The organism is Winogradskyella sp. A3E31 (assembly GCF_046720935.1).
In the GTDB taxonomy this organism is placed as follows: Bacteria; Bacteroidota; Bacteroidia; order Flavobacteriales; family Flavobacteriaceae; genus Winogradskyella.
The window spans coordinates 145,965-165,593 of sequence record NZ_JBHNWH010000006.1 but is presented as its reverse complement, the minus strand read 5'-3'; the positions used below and the strand labels follow the sequence as shown (position 1 = coordinate 165,593).

16 protein-coding genes are annotated in these 19,629 nt (G+C 35.9%); 10 read left to right on the top strand and 6 right to left on the bottom strand.

Annotated elements, in window-relative coordinates; genetic code table 11:
• Positions 1–14: 14 nt before the first annotated feature.
• From secG to miaB, 5 genes are all read right to left on the bottom strand, one after another.
• Positions 15–356: a preprotein translocase subunit SecG gene (gene secG, locus ACFEMA_RS09175; protein ID WP_411767845.1), complete on the bottom strand. Its 342-nt coding sequence runs from the start codon at positions 354–356 to the stop codon at positions 15–17.
• Entirely contained in the window at positions 353–1,249 is an 897-nt protein-coding gene (locus ACFEMA_RS09170; protein WP_411767844.1) for a hypothetical protein, read from the bottom strand. The genes secG and ACFEMA_RS09170 overlap by 4 nt, the downstream gene beginning before the upstream one ends.
• Before the next feature lies 1 nt (position 1,250).
• A complete protein-coding gene (locus ACFEMA_RS09165; protein WP_411767843.1) occupies positions 1,251–1,751 on the bottom strand; it encodes an LptE family protein in 501 nt (166 codons plus the stop codon).
• A 28-nt stretch (positions 1,752–1,779) separates the two neighbouring features.
• On the bottom strand, positions 1,780–3,051 hold the full coding sequence (locus ACFEMA_RS09160) for a sigma-54 interaction domain-containing protein (protein WP_411767842.1): 1,272 nt from the start codon (positions 3,049–3,051) through the stop codon (positions 1,780–1,782).
• Between the two features lie 80 nt (positions 3,052–3,131).
• Positions 3,132–4,577 carry a tRNA (N6-isopentenyl adenosine(37)-C2)-methylthiotransferase MiaB gene (gene miaB / locus ACFEMA_RS09155; RefSeq protein WP_411767841.1) on the bottom strand — a complete coding sequence of 482 codons (1,446 nt, stop codon included), beginning with the start codon at positions 4,575–4,577 and terminating at the stop codon, positions 3,132–3,134.
• 406 nt (positions 4,578–4,983) lie between these two features.
• Between miaB and ACFEMA_RS09150 the strand changes: the two genes are divergently transcribed.
• From ACFEMA_RS09150 to ACFEMA_RS09115, 8 genes are all read left to right on the top strand, one after another.
• On the top strand, positions 4,984–6,207 hold the full coding sequence (locus tag ACFEMA_RS09150) for an LVIVD repeat-containing protein (protein WP_411767840.1): 1,224 nt from the start codon (positions 4,984–4,986) through the stop codon (positions 6,205–6,207).
• A gap of 162 nt (positions 6,208–6,369) precedes the next feature.
• Entirely contained in the window at positions 6,370–8,883 is a 2,514-nt protein-coding gene (gene topA, locus ACFEMA_RS09145) for a type I DNA topoisomerase (RefSeq protein ID WP_411767839.1), read from the top strand.
• Positions 8,884–8,886: 3 nt separating this feature from the next.
• Positions 8,887–10,053, top strand: coding sequence for a formimidoylglutamase (locus ACFEMA_RS09140; RefSeq protein WP_411767838.1), 1,167 nt, complete (start codon positions 8,887–8,889; stop codon positions 10,051–10,053).
• Positions 10,054–10,211: 158 nt separating this feature from the next.
• The gene (gldK, locus tag ACFEMA_RS09135) at positions 10,212–11,561 is read left to right on the top strand and encodes a gliding motility lipoprotein GldK (RefSeq protein ID WP_411767837.1); all 1,350 of its coding nucleotides are present in this window, start codon (positions 10,212–10,214) and stop codon (positions 11,559–11,561) included.
• Positions 11,562–11,637: 76 nt separating this feature from the next.
• A complete protein-coding gene (gene gldL, locus ACFEMA_RS09130; protein ID WP_411767836.1) occupies positions 11,638–12,270 on the top strand; it encodes a gliding motility protein GldL in 633 nt (210 codons plus the stop codon).
• Positions 12,271–12,317: 47 nt separating this feature from the next.
• Complete coding sequence (gene gldM, locus ACFEMA_RS09125) at positions 12,318–13,898, top strand: gliding motility protein GldM (protein WP_411767835.1); 1,581 nt, start codon at positions 12,318–12,320, stop codon at positions 13,896–13,898.
• A gap of 39 nt (positions 13,899–13,937) precedes the next feature.
• Positions 13,938–14,837: a gliding motility protein GldN gene (gldN, locus tag ACFEMA_RS09120; RefSeq protein ID WP_411767834.1), complete on the top strand. Its 900-nt coding sequence runs from the start codon at positions 13,938–13,940 to the stop codon at positions 14,835–14,837.
• A gap of 100 nt (positions 14,838–14,937) precedes the next feature.
• Entirely contained in the window at positions 14,938–15,981 is a 1,044-nt protein-coding gene (locus tag ACFEMA_RS09115) for an NAD(P)/FAD-dependent oxidoreductase (protein WP_411767833.1), read from the top strand.
• Here the strand turns inward: ACFEMA_RS09115 and ACFEMA_RS09110 are convergent.
• Complete coding sequence (locus ACFEMA_RS09110; protein WP_411767832.1) at positions 15,965–16,354, bottom strand: DUF983 domain-containing protein; 390 nt, start codon at positions 16,352–16,354, stop codon at positions 15,965–15,967. The genes ACFEMA_RS09115 and ACFEMA_RS09110 overlap by 17 nt on opposite strands.
• A gap of 110 nt (positions 16,355–16,464) precedes the next feature.
• On the opposite strand from ACFEMA_RS09110, the gene ACFEMA_RS09105 reads away from it, so the two are divergent.
• Together ACFEMA_RS09105 and ACFEMA_RS09100 are read left to right on the top strand one after the other, a co-directional pair.
• The gene (locus ACFEMA_RS09105) at positions 16,465–18,372 is read left to right on the top strand and encodes an ABC-F family ATP-binding cassette domain-containing protein (RefSeq protein WP_411767925.1); all 1,908 of its coding nucleotides are present in this window, start codon (positions 16,465–16,467) and stop codon (positions 18,370–18,372) included.
• Positions 18,373–18,485: 113 nt separating this feature from the next.
• Positions 18,486–19,628 carry an efflux RND transporter periplasmic adaptor subunit gene (locus ACFEMA_RS09100; protein ID WP_411767831.1) on the top strand — a complete coding sequence of 381 codons (1,143 nt, stop codon included), beginning with the start codon at positions 18,486–18,488 and terminating at the stop codon, positions 19,626–19,628.
• The last annotated feature ends 1 nt before the right edge of the window (position 19,629 follow it).

Below are 19,629 nucleotides of genomic sequence, written 5' to 3'. Positions count from 1 at the left end.
ATTATAATGTAACCTTATTCAGGTGTACCTGTTGTTGAATCATCAGTGTTAACTGGTGGCGTTGTAATTGGAGCAGTAGTTTCTTCCGTATCTAAAGCTTTAGACTCTGCGGAACCTCCAGCACCTGGAATCGTAACGTTTGCCAATAATATTAAAACTATTAATACTGTAGCGAGCACCCATGTACTGCGGTCTAAGAAATCTCCTGTTTTCTTTACTCCACCTAATTGCTGTGTGCCACCGCCACCAAACGAAGAGGATAATCCTCCACCTTTAGGGTTTTGCACCATAATAACGACGACTAATAAAAATGCGACAATTACGATTAATATTAAGAATATGGTAAACTTTGTCATTGTTCTTGATTGTTATCTTTTAATTCTTTTACTGCCTTAATTTGGTCTGCAAAGAAACTACTTTTTTCTGGATATTTCAAACTTAAAATTTTATAAGATTGAATTGCCTTTTCATAGTTTTTTTGCTCTAGGTAAATCCGTGCTAAGGTCTCTGTCATAAGACTTTCTTCGGTAGGCTCATTATTGACTAGCTTAGGCTTGGGTTGATTTACAGTTGGTTTTATTTTTGGATTGTTTTCTAAAAAACGATCAATGATTTCAATTTTTTGGTCTAAAGGTGCAGAGGGTTGAGGCTCTTTTGTTTCTGGAGTACCTCTATCGATTGGTTTAAAACTTGTAATTTTTAACCACTCAGAAAAGGAATGAGTTTCAGTGTTTGTAAACTCTAATGGTTTTCCGATTTTTAGTTGCTCTTCTGGCTTTTTAGCCTCTTGGTGTTCTTGTATTTGAGTTTCAACGGATTCCTTTGCTGTGTCAGATTGTTTCTCTTCAAATAACCGAGGGTCTAAAACGCGCTCAGTATCTTTAATATGTTTATTTAGAGCATCGTCGATAGTAACACTTTTATTGATGGAAATGTCATTGACATCATTAACAACTATAGATTTAAGATATTCAGAATTCTGTTTTATCGTTTCAGAAATGGCATTTTGGTTAAACTCTTCTGAAGTGATATAGTCAAAAAGAATACTTCGGTCAGCAGTATAGGCGGCTGTAACTTTTAGAGCATTATTGTACTTATAACTTTCCTTATTTTTTAAGCCTTTTAGATAAATGGCTCTTGCAGGTTGAAAGTATGGATAGTCTTCAACAGCTTTTTTAATGAACTCAGTCTGGGCATCAGAGATGGTTTCTGGATATTGTAATAAATATGTGAGCTCTTGTAATTGCATTTTACCAATCTGCTAATGAGGCATTTAAAATATCTTGGGTTATACGGTCTAAAATCTCTTCAAACGCTGTGTCTTTTGTGCCACCAATTAGCTGTGAAGCTGCAGGGTAGTCATAAAAAAATGAAAAGCGTTGTTCAAAATTTTTCTCTTCATCGAGATTATCAAAATAACGGACATTGACTCCGATGGTCAATCTGTTTTGGGCAGCACGGTTATCTGAGGTGGCTGTTGTCGGAGAAATGCGATACTCTACAATTTCTCCTTCGTAAATAATATCGCCGCCAGAATTGACCAACTCTAAACTTGTTTGGTTTTGGATAAGGTCTTGTAAGGTGTTTGTAAACTGTATATCTAGACCTGGCTCAATAAGCGGGGCATTGTTTTGAAAGAAATTTACTTGAAACGAGTTAGCATTAGTTGTTATTCCTGTAAAAGAATAAACACCGCACCCCATAAGTAAAACACTTAATAAGATGGCACTAAAATATTTTGAAAATCTCATAGTTTATTTTTCAGTTGTGAACGCAGTATTACAAATCATATTGCTTAATTTTTCTGTAAAGTGTTCGTTCGCTTATGCCTAACTCTGCTGCCGCTAATTTACGTTTTCCATTATGACGCTCTAAGGATTTTTTGATTAATTCTAGTTCTTTATCCTGAAGTGATAATGTTTCCTCTTCTTCAATTTCCTCAGCAAAATGGTACTTGTCATTTTTGTCTTTTGGCTGTTCTGGAGCGGATTCCTCATGTGAAGGAATTGAAAGCACTTCTAAATCCTCAATGGTTTCATTATAATCAGACGCTCCTTCATCATCACCATATATTTTCTGAATCAGCCCTTCGTTTTCTTTCTGAACGTCTGAAGATGAGTCATTTTTCATCAGTTTCAAAGTCAACTTCTTAAGATCGTTCAAGTCATTTTTCATATCAAAGAGCACTTTGTATAAAATCTCTCGCTCATTGCTAAAATCACTTTCAGATTTGCCAGATGGCCTTATTACAGCAGGGAGATTACTTCCGGCATTTGGTAAATAATTTTGTAGTGTTGAAGCATCTATTGTTCTGTTTTGCTCTAAGACAGAAACCTGTTCTGCAACATTTCGTAACTGCCGAATATTACCATTCCAGCGGTATTTTAATAAGGATTGTACAGCACTGTCTGTTAATTTTACAGTAGGCATTTTATACTTTGAAGCAAAATCACTGGCAAACTTTCTGAACAATAAATGGATATCTTCTTTTCTATCTCTTAAAGGAGGAAGGTGAATTTCAATGGTACTTAATCTGTAATATAAATCTTCTCGAAACTTTTCCTTTTTAATGGCTTCAAACATATTAACATTTGTTGCAGCCACAATTCTAACATCCGTTTTTTGCACTTTACTAGAACCAACTTTTATAAACTCACCATTTTCTAAAACACGCAGTAAACGTACTTGTGTGGTTAGTGGAAGTTCCCCAACTTCATCTAAAAAGATGGTACCTCCATCGGCCACTTCAAAATATCCTGAACGGGTTTGCGTCGCTCCAGTAAAAGCTCCTTTTTCGTGTCCAAAAAGTTCACTGTCAATGGTACCTTCTGGTATAGCTCCACAGTTAACAGCAATATACTTGCCATGCTTACGGTGTGATAATTGGTGAATTATTTTAGGAATACTCTCCTTACCAACACCACTTTCTCCAGTCACCAATATAGAAATATCCGTTGGGGCAACCTGGATGGCTTTTTCTATGGAACGATTCAGTTTTGTATCATTACCGATAATCCCAAAACGTTGTTTTATAGCTTGTACTGATTCCATATTTACTTCCTGCGCAGGCAGAAATCTTTAATTTAATATTTTTACTATTATGAGATTCCCGCTTTTGCGGGAATGACAATTCAATTATTATCTGAGTACCCTACAGCTTCACCAATTAGTGTAGCTGAAGTACAATCGTTAATCTTTACATTGACAAAATCTCCAACCTTATACTGTTCTTTAGGGAATACTGCCACTGTGTTTTGAGAATTACGACCAGACCAATGCTGATCTGACTTTTTAGATTCTTTTTCAATTAAAATTTCTACTGTTTTACCTACAAATTGTTTCGTTCTATAGTGACTATGCTCTTGTTGTAGGTTAATGATTTCAGACAAACGTCTCTTTTTTATAGCCATCGGCACATCGTCTTCCATTTTACGGCCCGCTAAGGTTCCGGGTCTTTCGGAATAAGCGAACATAAATCCAAAATCGTACTTTACATATTCCATAAGGCTTAGCGTATCCTTATGATCTTCTTCAGTTTCTGTTGGGAAACCAACAATCATATCCTGACTAATAGCACAGTCTGGGATGCGTTTTCTAATGTTGTCGATTAATGCAAAATATTCTTCACGGGTATGTAGACGATTCATCTCTTTTAAGATACGGTCACTACCACTCTGTACAGGTAAATGAATATAATTGCAAATGTTCTGGTATTTAGCCATAACATCTATAACATCCATGGTCATATCTTGGGGATTAGATGTAGCAAATCTAAATCGCATTTTTGGTTGTGCTTTAGCACATAACTCTAAAAGATTAGAAAAGTTTACCGCTGTCGCTTTTTGCAAGTCACTTGCCTTTTCAAAATCTTTTTTAAGTCCGCCACCATACCACAAATAACTGTCTACATTTTGACCTAACAAGGTTACTTCTTTGTACCCTTTTTCTGCTAAATCGTTGACTTCTTCAATCACAGATTGCGGATCTCTACTACGTTCACGTCCTCTGGTGAATGGTACCACACAAAAAGTACACATATTATCGCAACCTCGGGTGATGGAAACAAAAGCCGTAACTCCGTTGGTGTTTAGTCGAACAGGGGAGATGTCACCATACGTTTCTTCTTTAGACAGAATAACGTTAACGGCATTTCGTCCTTCATCGACTTCGCTTATGAGGTTTGGTAAGTCTTTATAGGCATCAGGGCCAACAACCAAATCGACCATTTTTTCTTCCTCGAGGAATTTGCTTTTTAGCCGTTCGGCCATACAGCCTAAAACGCCAATCTTCATTTTGGGATTGACTTTTTTAACGGCGTTATATTTTTCAAGGCGTTTGCGAACGGTCTGTTCTGCTTTATCTCTTATTGAGCAGGTATTTACCAGAACCAAATCAGCATCCTCAAGATTTTGGGTGGTATTAAAGCCTTCTTTAGATAGTATAGAAGCTACAATCTCACTGTCGCTAAAGTTCATTTGGCAACCGTAACTTTCGATAAACAATTTACGGCTGTTTCCCTCTTTAGCTTCTAGTACAAGACTTTCGCCTTGTTTATTTTCGTCAATTATCTTTTCCATAGTCATTTCTTGAGTTAACAAGAATCTTTTAATAGTCACTTAATCCGTTGTGCATTTTGACAAAATTCGTCACTTCGAGTGAATTTTTCGATTGAAATGAGAAAAATTTGTATCGAGAAGCAGAATTTTAAATGCTAATTAGTTCTCGATACGATTTTTCGTTCCTCAAAATCACTCGAACTGAAGCAAAAACAAATTTTTACCATCAAAATCCACAATGGGTTAACTTAATATGTTTACTGTCAATTAGCGTGCAAAGATACAAATATTTATGGCTTTGTGACAAAGTGGCAGTATTGTTTTAAGCCCTCGTCTAGTGTTTTTTTAACATAAAATAATCTGTATTTTGAAGCAACCATTTTATATTCATTGCATCTATAATACTATAACTATCAATCAATTTATTATGAAAAAAATAATCGCCCTTCTCATTGTTGCCTTTCTTTTTTCATGTAATGACGATGATGTGCAACAGGAAATGGTTAACATTGCCATCCCAGAACTGCAATCAAAATCTGAATTCAGGGCAAGTATAGACATTTCTACACCACAGCCAATTGAGCAGGCAGGTAAAATTTATGTTTACGAGAATTATATTTTTGTTAATGATGCTTTTAAAGGGATTCATGTTATAGACAATTCTAATCCAGCCTCACCTCAATCTTTAGCATATTTAAAAATCCCTGGAAATGAAGATATTTCTATTAAAAATGATTACCTCTATGCCGATAGCTCTATTGATTTAGTCGTGTTTGATATATCGGACATTAATAACATACAGTTTGTTGAACGTTTAGAGGATGTGTTTTCTGTTTATGATTATCAGATTCCAGCTAGTACGGAGTATGCAGACTTTAATTATGAAGACTTAGAGGATAATGTCATTGTTGGGTGGACAGTTGAGCAAAGGATCAAAGAAGATGAAAATATAGATATTTTTATAGACACGTTTGATACTGCAAGTGAGTCTGGTAATTCAGTTGGTACTGGTGGCTCTTTGGCTCGTTTTCAGATTGTAAATGATTTTTTATACACTGTAGGTAATTATGAGATGTCGATATTCAATATTTCAGATTTGGCACAACCAACGTTGACAAATACACAATATGCCGGGTGGAATATAGAAACAATGTTCCAAGCAGATAATCATTTGTATTTAGGTGGTACAAACGGAATGTATATATACAGCCTTGAGAATGCAGAAAGTCCTAGCTATGTTTCTGAATTTACACATTGGGAAGGATGCGACCCCGTTGTTGTGGATGGAGATTACGCTTATTTAACCTTAAGAGGGGGTAACGATTGTGGTGTAGAGGAAAGTGTATTAGAAGTCATTGATATTAGCGATAAAAGCCAGCCTACGCTAATAGCCACTTATAGCTTAGACAATCCTTATGGGTTAGGATTTAAAGGTGAAAATCTATTTGTTTGTGATGGCACATCCGGATTAAAGGTTTTTGATAAAACAAATCCGTTGGATATTCAATTGATGCAAACGTTCTCAAATATTGAGGCATTGGATGTTATTCCGTTAAATGAGTCTTTGTTAATGATTGGTGACAATATTATATATCAGTATGAATATGCTAACGGATCCATAGAATTAATAAGTACCTTCAACCTCAATTAAGATCAAAAAAGAGTTTATAAATCTTAAATCGGCCTTACATTTTTGTAAGGCTTTTTTAATTATAAAATGCTTATTTAAACCTATTAGAAAGAGTTGTAATTAAATTCATATTAGGATTGTAAATTAATTTTCGCATACATTTGTAGCCATAAAAAACGAAAAATGTCGAAGAACCTTGTCATAGTAGAGTCGCCAGCAAAGGCCAAAACCATAGAGAAATTTTTAGGAAAAGACTATAAGGTAGAGTCCAGTTACGGCCACATTGCAGACTTACCCTCTAAGGAGTTGGGAGTTGATGTAGAAGGAGATTTTGATCCCAAATATCAAGTGTCCAAAGACAAAAAGGATGTTGTAAAAAAATTAAGGGATCTTGCTAAAAAAGCAGAAACAGTATGGTTGGCTAGTGATGAGGATCGAGAAGGAGAAGCTATTGCGTGGCATTTGGCAGAGACCTTAAAATTAGATAAAGAAAAAACAAAGCGTATTGTTTTTCATGAAATTACAAAGAGTGCTATTGAGAAAGCAATTGAAAACCCAAGGAGTATTGATTACAATTTGGTAGATGCACAACAAGCACGTCGTGTTTTAGATAGAATAGTAGGTTATGAATTGTCGCCTGTTTTATGGAGAAAAGTAAAGGGAGGTCTTTCTGCAGGTCGAGTACAATCTGTTTCGGTGCGTTTAATAGTAGAACGCGAAAGGGATATTGAAAATTTCGAAGCACAGGCTTCTTACAGGGTTGATGCTGAGTTTTCTAATGAAGATGGTCAATCGTTTAAAGCCAAGTTGCCAAAGAATTTTGATTCTGAGGCTGAAGCTAAAGACTTTCTGAATAAAAATATTAATGCTGCTTACAAAGTTTCAGACTTAGAGAAAAAGCCAGCAAAAAAATCACCTGCTGCGCCGTTTACGACTTCAACTTTACAGCAAGAAGCATCCCGAAAATTAGGGTTTTCGGTAAGTAGAACGATGAGCAATGCTCAGCGTTTATACGAATCGGGGCTTATTACGTATATGAGAACGGATAGTGTTAATCTATCTAACGAAGCACGTAAAGGGGCTGAAAAAGAAATTGTTTCGGCTTACGGTAGTCAATATAGTAAACCAAGAAATTATAAAGGTAAGTCAAAAGGAGCCCAAGAAGCTCATGAGGCTATTCGTCCAACTGATTTTTCTAACCATACCGTTTCAGCAGAACGCGACCAGTCACGATTGTACGATTTAATATGGAAACGTGCGATTGCATCTCAAATGAGTGATGCAAAATTAGAACGCACCAATTTAAAAATTGAAATAAACAGTTCGTCTAAATTAGAGGAGCGTTTTACTGCGAGCGGAGAAATCATAACGTTTGATGGGTTTTTAAAAGTGTATTTAGAAGGTACTGATGATGAAGACACAGAACAAGATGGAATTTTACCGGATTTAAAAGTAGGGGAGTCACTTCAAAATCAATATATAACAGCCACTCAAAGATTTACGCGCCCACCAGCACGCTTTACTGAAGCGTCGTTGGTTAAGCAATTGGAGGAATTAGGTATTGGACGACCATCTACCTATGCACCTACCATCTCAACAATCCAGAACAGAAATTATATTGAAAAAGGGTCGAACGAAGGAGAACTTAGAAAGTACACACAGTTGGTTCTAGAAAATAATGCTGTTAAAGAAAAGAACCTAAGTGAAAAAACAGGTTCGGATAAAGGCAAGTTGGTGCCAACGGACATCGGCATGATTGTTACAGACTTTTTGGTGAATCATTTTGAAAGCATCTTGGATTACAATTTTACGGCTAAGGTCGAAGAAAGCTTTGACGATATTGCGGAAGGCAAAGAGGATTGGAAAGCCATGATGAAAGATTTCTATAAAGGGTTTCATCCACAAGTTGAAGATGTAAAAGAAAATGCTGAACGAGAATCAGGAGAACGCGTTTTAGGTACCGACCCTAAAACAGGCCGCCAAGTCAGTGTGCGATTAGGTAAATTTGGACCAATGGTACAAATTGGAACAGTGGACGAGGAAGAAAAACCGAAGTTTGCTAGTTTATCTCCAGACCAGCAACTGAATTCCATCACCTATGAAGAGGCAATGGACTTGTTTAAACTCCCAAAGTCTTTGGGTCATTATAATGATGAAGAGGTTGAAGTAAACAATGGACGTTACGGTCCTTATGTGCGTTATGGCAAAAAGTTTGTGTCTTTACCAAAAGGAGTAGATCCTTTAAGTGTAGAATATGATGAGGCATTAGAGTATATTAAGGAGAAGGAAAAAGCAGACGCTCCTATATATACATATAAAGGAGAAGATGTAACAAAAGGTAAAGGACGGTTTGGACCATTTATAAAATGGAACAACATGTTTATCAATGTCAATAAAAAATACGATTGGGATAATTTATCTGAAGATGATATCATAACTTTGATTGAAGATAAAATCCAAAAAGAAAAAGATAAGTTAATCCACAATTGGGAAGAAGAAGGTATTAGGGTTGAAAAAGCCCGTTGGGGTCGACACAATGTCATTAAAGGAAAACAAAAAGTTGAATTGGCAAAGACTGTTGATGTTTCGGATATGACTTTAGAAGAGGCAAAAGCCATTCTCGAAAAAAATGCTCCTAAGAAAAAAGCTGCCAAAAAGAAAACGACAAAACGAAAATCCACTGCAAAAAAGAAATAACCAATGAACTTTAATTTTTTATCGCCTGTTTCAGACTCAGTATTAGCACATAACGAACTGCTGGCAGAACAAACACTCGGTAAAAAAATAAACATGCATTCGGAGCAAAACGGTATACCAGATTTGGATGATATACAGTTAGCAATAATTGGAGTACAAGAAAACCGGAATGATGTCAACTTTATTGGTAATGAACTTAACTTCGATAATATTCGTGTGGCCTTGTATGGACTGTTCCCTGGAAATTGGCACACAACCATAGCTGACCTCGGTGATATTAAACCAGGAGAAACGGTAGAGGACACCTATTTTGCATTACGTACTACGATTGAAGTTTTAGTTGAAAAAAATATCATTCCTATTATTATAGGTGGAAGTCAAGATTTAACCTATTGCAATTACCGAGCGTATGATAGTTTGCAGCCAATGGTTAATATTGTTAATGTAGATACAAATTTTGATTTGGGTGATGCATCGCTTCCTATTAAGAATAATAGTTATTTAGGTAAGGTTATTTTAGAAGAACCTTATAATCTATTTAATTATTCAACTATTGGTTTTCAGACGTATTTCAATTCACAAGAAGAAATAGACCTTATGGAGAAGCTTTATTTTGAAGCTTATCGTTTGGGTGAAGTGTCTTCAGACATTAATTTAGTAGAACCGGTGATGCGGGATGCTAATATTGTTAGTGTGGATTTAAAAGTGGTACGTGCAGGAGAAGTGGATGGCAATCAAAAATATTCACCTAACGGACTAACAGGAAAAGAGATTTGTGCGGTAACACGATATGCAGGTATTAGTAATAAGGTGTCTTCTTTTGGAATATACGAATATCAGTATTCTAAAAAGGATCAGGCAACTTCTATGCTAATAGCACAGATGTTATGGTATTTTATAGAAGGGGTGAATTGTAGGGTAAAAGACGATGATTTTACTGATGATAATGCCTATCAAAAATATAATGTACTTATTGAGGATGAGGAACTTATTTTTCTTAAAAGCCTAAAAACGGGACGTTGGTGGATAGAAATACCTTTTTTACCAAATCTTAATAATAAATTAAAGAAGCATACGTTATTACCATGCACGCACGATGATTATGTGAGTGCAACGCTAGGTAATACACCAGATAGATGGTATAAAGCCTACAGAAAAAACAACTTCTAAAAACGTCATTCGTCGAGGAAAATTCCCAAAAACATCGACAAAATGCATTTTTTTTAGGATGAAATGCAAAAAAAGTTTGTAAAAAGTTGTTTTTTAGAAAATATATAAATATGTTTACCAACTCAAATAATGGATTATACTAATTTAACCTATAGTTTATGAAAATTAAAAAGCTTATTTTACTAGCCACTTTAGGGGCTTTCCTTGCCAGCTGTAATTCTGGTGATAAAGGACAGTTAGTTGGCGTACAAGGTAAAAAATGGCACCCTGAAAAACCCTATGGAATGACACTTGTCCCAGGTGGAGCATTCATAATGGGTAAATCGGATGATGATATTGCTGGTGTACAAGACGCACCAACAAAGACAGCTACAGTAAGGGCTTTCTACATGGACGAAACGGAAATCACAAATAGTGAGTACCGCCAGTTTGTTCATTGGGTAAGAGATTCTATCTTAAGACTTAAGTTGGCGGAACTTGCCGATTTAGAAGGTAAAACTGCAGGCAATGGCGATATAGGTGAATTTGCCTATTTAGATGCGGATCCAGCAAATCTAAATGCCTACGAAAGTTATATGATTAATACGTACGGTAACGATCAGCGTAAAATAAACAGGGATGTTGAACTGATATTTGATACTGCTGAATTCCCTGATGAATTATATGCAGAGGTTATGGATGGTATGTATTTACCATTAGAAGAATCCTATAACGGACAACGTACTTGGGACGTTTCTCAATTTAAATTTCAATATACTGAAATGGATATTCAAGCAGCGGCTAAGGACAGAACCTTAAAACGCTCGGATGTTATCAGTCAAAGAGAAATAGAAGTATATCCAGATACAACAGCTTGGATTCGTGATTTTGCATACTCATATAATGAGCCTATGCACAACGATTACTTTTGGCACGATGCCTATGGGGATTATCCTGTTGTAGGTGTATCTTGGGACCAGGCAAGAGCATTTTGCCAGTGGAGAACGATTTACCACAACGGATATCAAAAAAGCAAAGGAAAGCAACCGGTAAATATTTACCGCTTACCAAATGAAGCTGAGTGGGAATATGCCGCTCGTGGAGGCTTACAAGGAGCAACTTTCCCATGGGGTGGTTATTACACCAAAAATGATAGAGGTTGTTTTATGGCAAACTTTAAACCATTACGTGGTGATTATGCAGCTGACCAAGCACTTTATACAGTAGAAGCAGATGCATACGAACCTAACGATTTTAACTTATACAATATGGCAGGTAATGTTTCAGAATGGGTCAATGGCTCTTACGACACATCATCTTATGAGTATATGTCTAGTATAAACCCTGCGGTAAATGATATGGATAACGAACGTAAAGTAGTCCGTGGAGGTTCTTGGAAAGATGTTGCTTACTTCTTACAAGTGAGTTCTAGAGATTACGAATATTCAGATTCCGCTAGAAGTTATATCGGATTTAGAACGGTACAAGATTATATGGGTACTGAAGTGACAAAAAACGCACAAAAATAAAATTAAACAAACCAATTTAAACTAAAATTAAACCTACTTTAAGTGGTCTGCACTTAAAACTTAACACCTAAAAATTATGGCACAAAAAGGCAAACTTACGTTAACAAACATGATCTACGGATTAGGAGCTGCAATTGTAATTGTTGGAGCATTATTTAAAATCCAACACTGGCCGTTCGGTTCAGAAATTTTAACGATCGGTATGATTGTGGAAGCATTAGTATTTACATATTCTGCTTTCGAAAAGCAACAAGACGATTTAGACTGGTCTCTAGTATATCCTGAATTGGATGGAGGAGCAGCCCAAAACCGCAAGAAGAATCAAACTCCAGAAGAAGCTGAAGCGCAATTGTCTAAAAAATTAGATAGCCTTCTTAAAGAGGCTAAAATTGACGGTGAGCTTATGGCTAGCCTTGGAGATAGTATTAAAAACTTCGAAGGAGCTGCTAAGAATTTAAATCCTACAATGGAGTCTATGGCTGCTACTAAAAAGTATGGAGAAGAGTTGTCTTTAGCCGCTGCCCAGATGGAGTCTTTAAACAGTTTATACAAAGTTCAATTAGAAAGTGTAAACCGTCAGGCAACGATCAACGAAGAAGCTGCTGAAAATGCAACTAAGTTGAAAGAGCAAATGCAATCATTAGCCTCTAACTTATCATCTTTAAACGGTGTATATGGCGGAATGCTTTCTGCAATGAACAAAAGCTAATTAGTTTTTATAACCAAATCATTAATTAACCCTAAAAACTAATTATTATGGCAGGAGGAAAACCTAATGCAAGGCAAAAAATGATCAACCTGATGTACTTAGTATTTATTGCTATGATGGCAATGAATATGTCTAAAGAAGTACTGTCAGCGTTTGGTCTGATGGATATAAAATTCGAGAATAATAACGAAGCTGCAACTGAGAATAATGCAGGTATGTTGGCTAATTTAGAAACTAAGGCGGCCGAAAAACCAGAAGAATTTAAATTAGCTGCAGAAAAGGCAAATCAAATTACGCTAGTTTCACAAGATTTTTACAATTATATAGAGTCTCTTAAAAGCTTCTTATTGAAAGAAGGTAAATATGAAGTTGACCCTGATACTGGTAAATTACCTTTTGAAGCTATGGACAAGACTGATATCCTAGATGAAGCTTGGTTTACGGGAGACCGTTTAACAAAAGAAGGAGATAAAGTTATGGCTCGTATTGAAAAGTACAAGTCAGACATTAAAGAAATTCTTGGTAATGATGTAAAATACCAATCAGCAATCGAGGATTTTGAAGATCGTTTTGATACAACACCGGTAGAAAACAATGACGGTAAAAAATTACAGTGGTTAGATTACCACTACCAAGGATTCCCGGCAATTGCATCGTATACTAAATTGACTGCAATGCAGAATGATGTGAAACTGACTGAAACTAATATGTTTAACCTATTTTTAGGTAACACTTTAGATGAAGCCGTATCATTAAAGAATTATACAGCGATTGTAATCCCAGACAAAAATGCATTTTTTGCTGGAGAGAAATTTACTGGTCGTGTGGTTCTTGGTAAATATGCAAATGTAACTCCAACAGCATTATCTGTTGAAGGTAATAGTATTGATCTTTCTAGAGAAGAAGCTATTGACTCAACTGGTGCAGCTCGTATAGAGTTTGTCGTTGGTAATGTTGGTGAGCACGATGTTAATGGTCAGTTTACGTTTAAAGAAGATGGTAAAGATTTACCGATTGACTTTAACGGACGTTACGTAGTAGTTCCAAGACCAAATTCTGCAACAATTTCAGCTGACAAGATGAACGTTGTTTATCGTGGTGTAACTAACCCAATGACTATTTCATTTGCTGGTGTACCAGATAACAAAGTAAATGCTTCTGCAGCTGGTCTTAGAAGAGGAAACGGAACTGGTAAATACTTAATGAATCCTGGCTCTGGTAGAGAAGTAACCATTAACGTTACAGCTACTTTAGATGATGGTTCTGCAGTAAGAGATAGCAAAACATTTAGAATTAAGAACATTCCTAAACCTACTGGTACATTCAGTGGACAAGATGGTACAGTGAAATTACCGCGTAATAGTGTGGAGATTGGACGTCTTGGTGCTAAGTTAGAAGATTTTGATTTTGACTTACCAATTGAAGTCACTGAGTTTAAGATGAAAGTTCCTGGACAACCTACTGTTAGAGTGTCTGGTACACGATTAAACGCCCAAGCTAAGAATGCATTGAGAAGCGCACGAAGAGGAGATGGAATTCAATTCTTTGATATTAAAGCTAAGATTACTAACAATTCAAGCTACAAGTTACCGACGGTATCGCCAGTATTTGTAGAATTGTCTAACTAGTAATTTTATAAGCCTCAAATTTTAAAATTTAAAGTACAGATGAAACTAAAGCATTTTTTATTAACAGTTGTAGGAGTTGTAGCTTCGCAAAGCATGTTTGCTCAGGCAAATATATTGAGTGCTAAGATTCCTGAGGAAATCGGAATGAAGACTGAAGCACAGTTGCTTTACGATAATGACGAACCTCTTGAGTATGGCTACGTGGACGATAGAGATATTTTATTCTCTAAGATGACGTGGGAAAAAGTCGTTCTAGATGAGCGTGTTAACTTTCCATTGTATTATCCTGTTGACACCAATAATATTGGTAGAGACCGTCGTTCATTATTTCATACGTTAATGGGAGCAGTGGAGTCTGGCGAAATTCCAAAAGTATATTCAGACTCTTATTTTACAAGAGAACGGACACTTGAAGAATTAGGAGCATCTATGAAAAAGGTAGATACCTTAGACATAGGTTACGAGCAATACAATGCGGATGGGTTTGTTGATCCAGAATACATTGTAAGAAGAAATATCGAGGCTTATGATATTAAAGCATATTTATTAAAAGGACTTTGGTATTTTGATAAACGTCAAGGTGAGCTTAAGTATAGACTATTAGCTATAGCACCAGCTGCACCAGATGTAAACTTTATTGACTCAGACGATGAAGCCAATAAAGAACCTATTGGTTTGTTCTGGGTATTTTTCCCAGAGGCTAGAGGTGTATTGCATGAGTCTAAAGCGTTTAATAATAAGAATAGTGCCAAACCAGTGTCCTTTGATCACTTGTTAAATTCAAGACGCTTTAATGGCTATATGTATAAGGAAGAAAATGTATATGGTGACCGTGAGGTCAAGGAATATATACCAGATAATGCATTAATGCAATTATTAGAATCAGATCGTATTAAAGATAAGATTCGAAACTTTGAACAAGATATGTGGAATTACTAATTCCATAGTAACAATACACAAAGCGCTCACTTTTTAGTGGGCGTTTTTTATTTCATGTAAATCTAGTTGTAGCAAGTAACTTTTCAATAATTTTGCGGCAATGATATCTTACGATTACATAATGGTTGGCTGCGGTTTAGCAGGTATTGCTTTTATCGAAAAGCTAAAGGCAAACAATAAGTCCTTTTTAGTATTTGATGATGCATCACAGAAGTCCTCAGTGGTCGCTGCTGGACTTTATAATCCTGTTGCTTTAAAACGATTCAATAAAGTCTGGAAATCAACGGAACAATTAGATCTGGCGCTACCCATGTACGCGAAGATTGAAAGCGATCTCAATATTCAAATTGATTATAAGCTTAAGATTTTAAGACGGTTTTCATCTACAGAAGAGCAGAATTTATGGTATGAAGCTTCAGGAAAACCTGGTTTAAAAGAGTACATGTCTTCTGATATTGTAAGATATAAAAGCCCGAATATTAAATCAGAACATCACTTTGGTGAAGTTTTACAAGCAGGAAGAATCGATACTGAAACCTTGATAAAAGCCTATAGAAAAGAGTTATTGGCAAATAACCAATTGAAACCGGAGAAATTCAAATATGAGGAGATTGAAATTTCTGGCGATAGCGTCAAGTATCAAGATGTAAACACCAAAAATATGGTGTTCGCTGAAGGTTTTGGGGTGAAGCAGAACCCTTTCTTTAGGAAAGTAGAACTCAATGGCACAAAAGGAGAGTTAATCACTATAAAGGCACCAAAACTTAATATTGATTTTGCAATAAAGTCTTCAGTATTTGTTATTCCTCTTGGTAACGACTTATATAAAGTAGGTTCTACTTATAATAGAGTTGATAAAACCAACACGACGACTGAAGCAGCAAAAAATGAACTTATCACCAAATTAAAATCTTTCATGACCTGCGATTTTGAGGTCGTTGAGCATTCGGCAGGCGTAAGACCTACAACCAAAGACCGCCGACCTTTAGTTGGTAGTCATCATTCTCTAGATAATGTTTACATATTAAACGGGTTAGGGACAAGAGGTGTAATGATAGCACCCTATGTTGCAGAAAAACTTTATAAGCTCATAGAGTATTCTGAGGACTTAGATCCAGAAATAGATGTTAACCGTTTTTCTTAGCCAAAGATTTGTCATAAGACATAAAAAGATTTATCCAAATATTTCGCGATAGTCTCATAATAATCGGCATAAAAACAACAAGGGTTGCTATAATCGATAAAAAGGCAATACCCAAAGACGACTCTAACATAAGAAAACTAATGACAAAAGCTGTTATTGCAAAAGCAATCCCCACACCATAACTCACATACATAGAACCGTAGAAAAAACTTGGTTCCATTCTGTAGGTTGTATTACAATGGGAGCATTTATCATTTATTTTTAAGGTATCAGAAATGATATATGGATTCTTTTCAACATACATGGATTCTTGATGGCATTTTGGGCATGTGCCAAAAAGAATACTATAAAGTTTCATTCCTTTTTTAATCATACTTAAAACAGTTACTTTTGCGTTTCAAATTTTGTATAAAGGTAGTTGCTTTTATCATATAAGACTGTATGTGTCCAACGATTTAAGCAATGTCGATATTTAAAAAACAAATGCTCAATATCCATAATCTTTCTATTTCTTTTCAAGGCGAATATCTGTTTGAAGACATCACCTTTAAACTGGGTAATGGGGACCGCATAGGGCTGATAGGAAAAAATGGAGCAGGTAAGTCAACGATGTTGCGTATTCTGTCTAATGAACAAGAACCAGATACGGGCCAAATTGCAGCCGATAAAGATCTTAAGATTGGATTTTTAAAACAGGATATCGATTTTGATTTCGGTAAGACAGTACTTGAAGAGTCTTACGAAGCATTCAAGGAAATAAAAGAACTTGAGGCTCAACTAGAAGATATCAATACCCAACTTGCAGAACGTACAGACTACGAAAGTGATAGCTACAACCAATTGATGATTGACCTCAATGATATTCAGCATCAGTATGAAATCATTGGCGGTTATAACTACCAAGGTGAAACCGAGAAGATATTACAAGGCTTAGGGTTTATGCGTGAAGACTTTAATAAACTAACGGATACCTTTTCTGGTGGATGGCGTATGAGGATTGAGTTAGCAAAACTTTTACTTCAGAATAATGACATTCTATTGCTGGATGAACCTACCAACCACTTGGATATTGAATCCATAATTTGGTTAGAGTCTTTTTTGAAGAATTATAATGGAGCAGTTGTTATTGTTTCTCACGATAAAATGTTTTTAGACAATGTTACCAATAGAACCATTGAAATAAGTCTAGGGCGTATCTACGATTACAATAAGCCGTATTCTAAATTTTTAGTGCTCAGAAAAGAAATGAAAGAGCAACAATTGGCAGCTCAAAAAAATCAAGAAAAACAAATTCAACAAACTGAAAAACTCATAGAAAAGTTTAGAGCAAAAGCCTCTAAGGCTACCATGGCACAATCTCTTATTAAAAAGTTGGACCGCATGGATAAGATAGAGGTTGATGAGGATGATAGCAGTGTTATGAATCTTAATTTTCCTGTATCTGTAACTCCGGGGAAGATAGTAGTTGAGATGAATAATGTCTCTAAAAATTACGGAAAGCTTCAGGTGTTAGAGAATGTCGATTTAACCATTCCTAGGGATATAAAAACGGCCTTCGTTGGTCAAAACGGTCAAGGTAAATCAACATTGGCAAAAATCATTGTTGGGGAAATTAAGCACGACGGTGACGTTAATCTAGGTCATAATGTCCAGATCGGGTATTTTGCCCAAAACCAGGCTGAATATCTAGATGGTGACAAAACAGTCCTAGATACTATGATCGATGCCGCTAATGAAACTAACCGCAGCAAGGTCAGGGATATTTTAGGATCATTTTTATTTAGGGGTGATGAGGTAGAAAAGTATGTAAAGGTACTTTCTGGTGGTGAACGAAATCGTTTGGCATTAGCAAAATTACTCTTGCAGCCTTTAAATGTTTTGATAATGGATGAGCCAACAAACCATTTAGATATTAAATCCAAAAACGTATTAAAGGATGCTCTAAAGAAGTTTGAAGGCACCTTAATTTTAGTATCCCACGACAGGGATTTTCTTCAGGGATTAACACAAACGGTCTATGAGTTTAAAGATCAAAACATCAAAGAATATTTAGGTGATATCGATTATTTCCTAGAACAGAGAAATCTTCAGAATTTAAGAGAAGCAGAACGAAGAACTGTCGTTGTAGAGCAAGCAAAGACCTCGAACAAACAAAGCTATGAAGACCAGAAGAAGCTAAAGTCACTAAACAATAAATTGAGTAATATTGAAGCCAAAATCAATCAATTGGAAAAGGACATAAAAGCCGATGACCTAAAGTTGGCTACAGACTACGATGCTACAGCCTCTAACCCTTCATTTTTCGATGCTTATCAAAGTAAAAAGAAGACATTGAAAAATTTAATGGAAGACTGGGAAATTGTCCAGCTTCAGATGGAAGAGCTTGAATAGAGGATTCCTTTTAAGGTTTTTTTAACTGCTTCTTAAAATCTATAAAATACTTTTGTGGTATTCTAAGCTCGTTTGGATTAAATGATCTAGAACTAACCATCAAAATTGATTCCATGAGGAAGGTTATACTGTTTGCCATAGGTGTATTAATCATTACGGCAGCATTTGTAGGTGCATATTTAATAATTAAAAGCAATACAAAGGAGAAGCCAAAAGTTGAAAAGGTTGTAAAGACTGTTTTTACCGAAAAGGTTAAAAACTCAACGGTGCCCATTATTATCCCTGCTAATGGAAATTTGGTAGCCAAAAACAGATTAGAATTATACTCAGAGGTTCAGGGGATTTTTCAAAGTAGCTCTAACACTTTTAAGGCGGGCCAGATTTATGGTAAGGGCCAGGCACTCATTAGAATAAATTCCAGTGAATATTATGCTACTGTACAATCTGCTAAAAGTGAGCTCTATAATTTAATTACGGCATTGATGCCGGATCTGCGTTTAGATTATCCCGAAGCATTTCCAAAATGGGAGTCCTATCTCAAGAGTTTCGACATGGATGCTTCCGTAAAGCCTTTGCCAGATTCAACTAATGAAAATGTCAACTATTTTATAACTGGCCGCGGAGTTCAAACTGCGTATTATAATGTTAAAAACTTAGAGCAACGCCTTTCAAAATATACTATTTACGCGCCTTACCGTGGTATATTGACTGAGGCTTTAGTGACTCAAGGAACATTGGTTAGAGTAGGACAAAAATTAGGTGAGTTTATTGATACTTCAGTGTTTGAGCTAGAATTAGCAATAAGCAAATCTTTCAGTGATTTGTTAAAACTAGGTGAGAATGTCGTCTTAAATACACCAGACAAACAGACTACTTATAATGGAAAAGTAGTTAGGGTAAATGGCAGAATTGACCAAACAACACAGACAGTAACAGTTTTTGTAGAAGTTAAGGGTGTGGGATTAAAGGAAGGTATGTATTTGGAAGCCCAATTAGAAGCTAAGGAAATTCCGAATGCCATTAAAATTTCACGTAAACTGTTAGTAGATCAATCTGAAATCTTTGTGGTTAAGGACAGTATATTAGATATTATGAAGGTAGAGCCTGTTTATTTCTCGCCAAAAGAAGTGGTCATTAAGGGTGTGCCAGATGATACGGAAATTTTAGCCAAATCTATTCCTGGTGCCTACGCGGGCATGCTTGTAAAAGTGAATGAAGCACCTGCACAGTCTCAAGAAAAGCAATTAGCTAATTAGT

What these genes read in the sequence shown, in the direction of transcription:
- secG (WP_411767845.1), bottom strand. Translation starts at nt 356, where the DNA reads ATGACAAAGTTTACCATATTCTTAATATTAATCGTAATTGTCGCATTT.
- ACFEMA_RS09170 (WP_411767844.1), bottom strand. Translation starts at nt 1,249, where the DNA reads ATGCAATTACAAGAGCTCACATATTTATTACAATATCCAGAAACCATC.
- ACFEMA_RS09165 (WP_411767843.1), bottom strand. Translation starts at nt 1,751, where the DNA reads ATGAGATTTTCAAAATATTTTAGTGCCATCTTATTAAGTGTTTTACTT.
- ACFEMA_RS09160 (WP_411767842.1), bottom strand. Translation starts at nt 3,051, where the DNA reads ATGGAATCAGTACAAGCTATAAAACAACGTTTTGGGATTATCGGTAAT.
- miaB (WP_411767841.1), bottom strand. Translation starts at nt 4,577, where the DNA reads ATGGAAAAGATAATTGACGAAAATAAACAAGGCGAAAGTCTTGTACTA.
- ACFEMA_RS09150 (WP_411767840.1), top strand. Translation starts at nt 4,984, where the DNA reads ATGAAAAAAATAATCGCCCTTCTCATTGTTGCCTTTCTTTTTTCATGT.
- topA (WP_411767839.1), top strand. Translation starts at nt 6,370, where the DNA reads ATGTCGAAGAACCTTGTCATAGTAGAGTCGCCAGCAAAGGCCAAAACC.
- ACFEMA_RS09140 (WP_411767838.1), top strand. Translation starts at nt 8,887, where the DNA reads ATGAACTTTAATTTTTTATCGCCTGTTTCAGACTCAGTATTAGCACAT.
- gldK (WP_411767837.1), top strand. Translation starts at nt 10,212, where the DNA reads ATGAAAATTAAAAAGCTTATTTTACTAGCCACTTTAGGGGCTTTCCTT.
- gldL (WP_411767836.1), top strand. Translation starts at nt 11,638, where the DNA reads ATGGCACAAAAAGGCAAACTTACGTTAACAAACATGATCTACGGATTA.
- gldM (WP_411767835.1), top strand. Translation starts at nt 12,318, where the DNA reads ATGGCAGGAGGAAAACCTAATGCAAGGCAAAAAATGATCAACCTGATG.
- gldN (WP_411767834.1), top strand. Translation starts at nt 13,938, where the DNA reads ATGAAACTAAAGCATTTTTTATTAACAGTTGTAGGAGTTGTAGCTTCG.
- ACFEMA_RS09115 (WP_411767833.1), top strand. Translation starts at nt 14,938, where the DNA reads ATGATATCTTACGATTACATAATGGTTGGCTGCGGTTTAGCAGGTATT.
- ACFEMA_RS09110 (WP_411767832.1), bottom strand. Translation starts at nt 16,354, where the DNA reads ATGATTAAAAAAGGAATGAAACTTTATAGTATTCTTTTTGGCACATGC.
- ACFEMA_RS09105 (WP_411767925.1), top strand. Translation starts at nt 16,465, where the DNA reads ATGCTCAATATCCATAATCTTTCTATTTCTTTTCAAGGCGAATATCTG.
- ACFEMA_RS09100 (WP_411767831.1), top strand. Translation starts at nt 18,486, where the DNA reads ATGAGGAAGGTTATACTGTTTGCCATAGGTGTATTAATCATTACGGCA.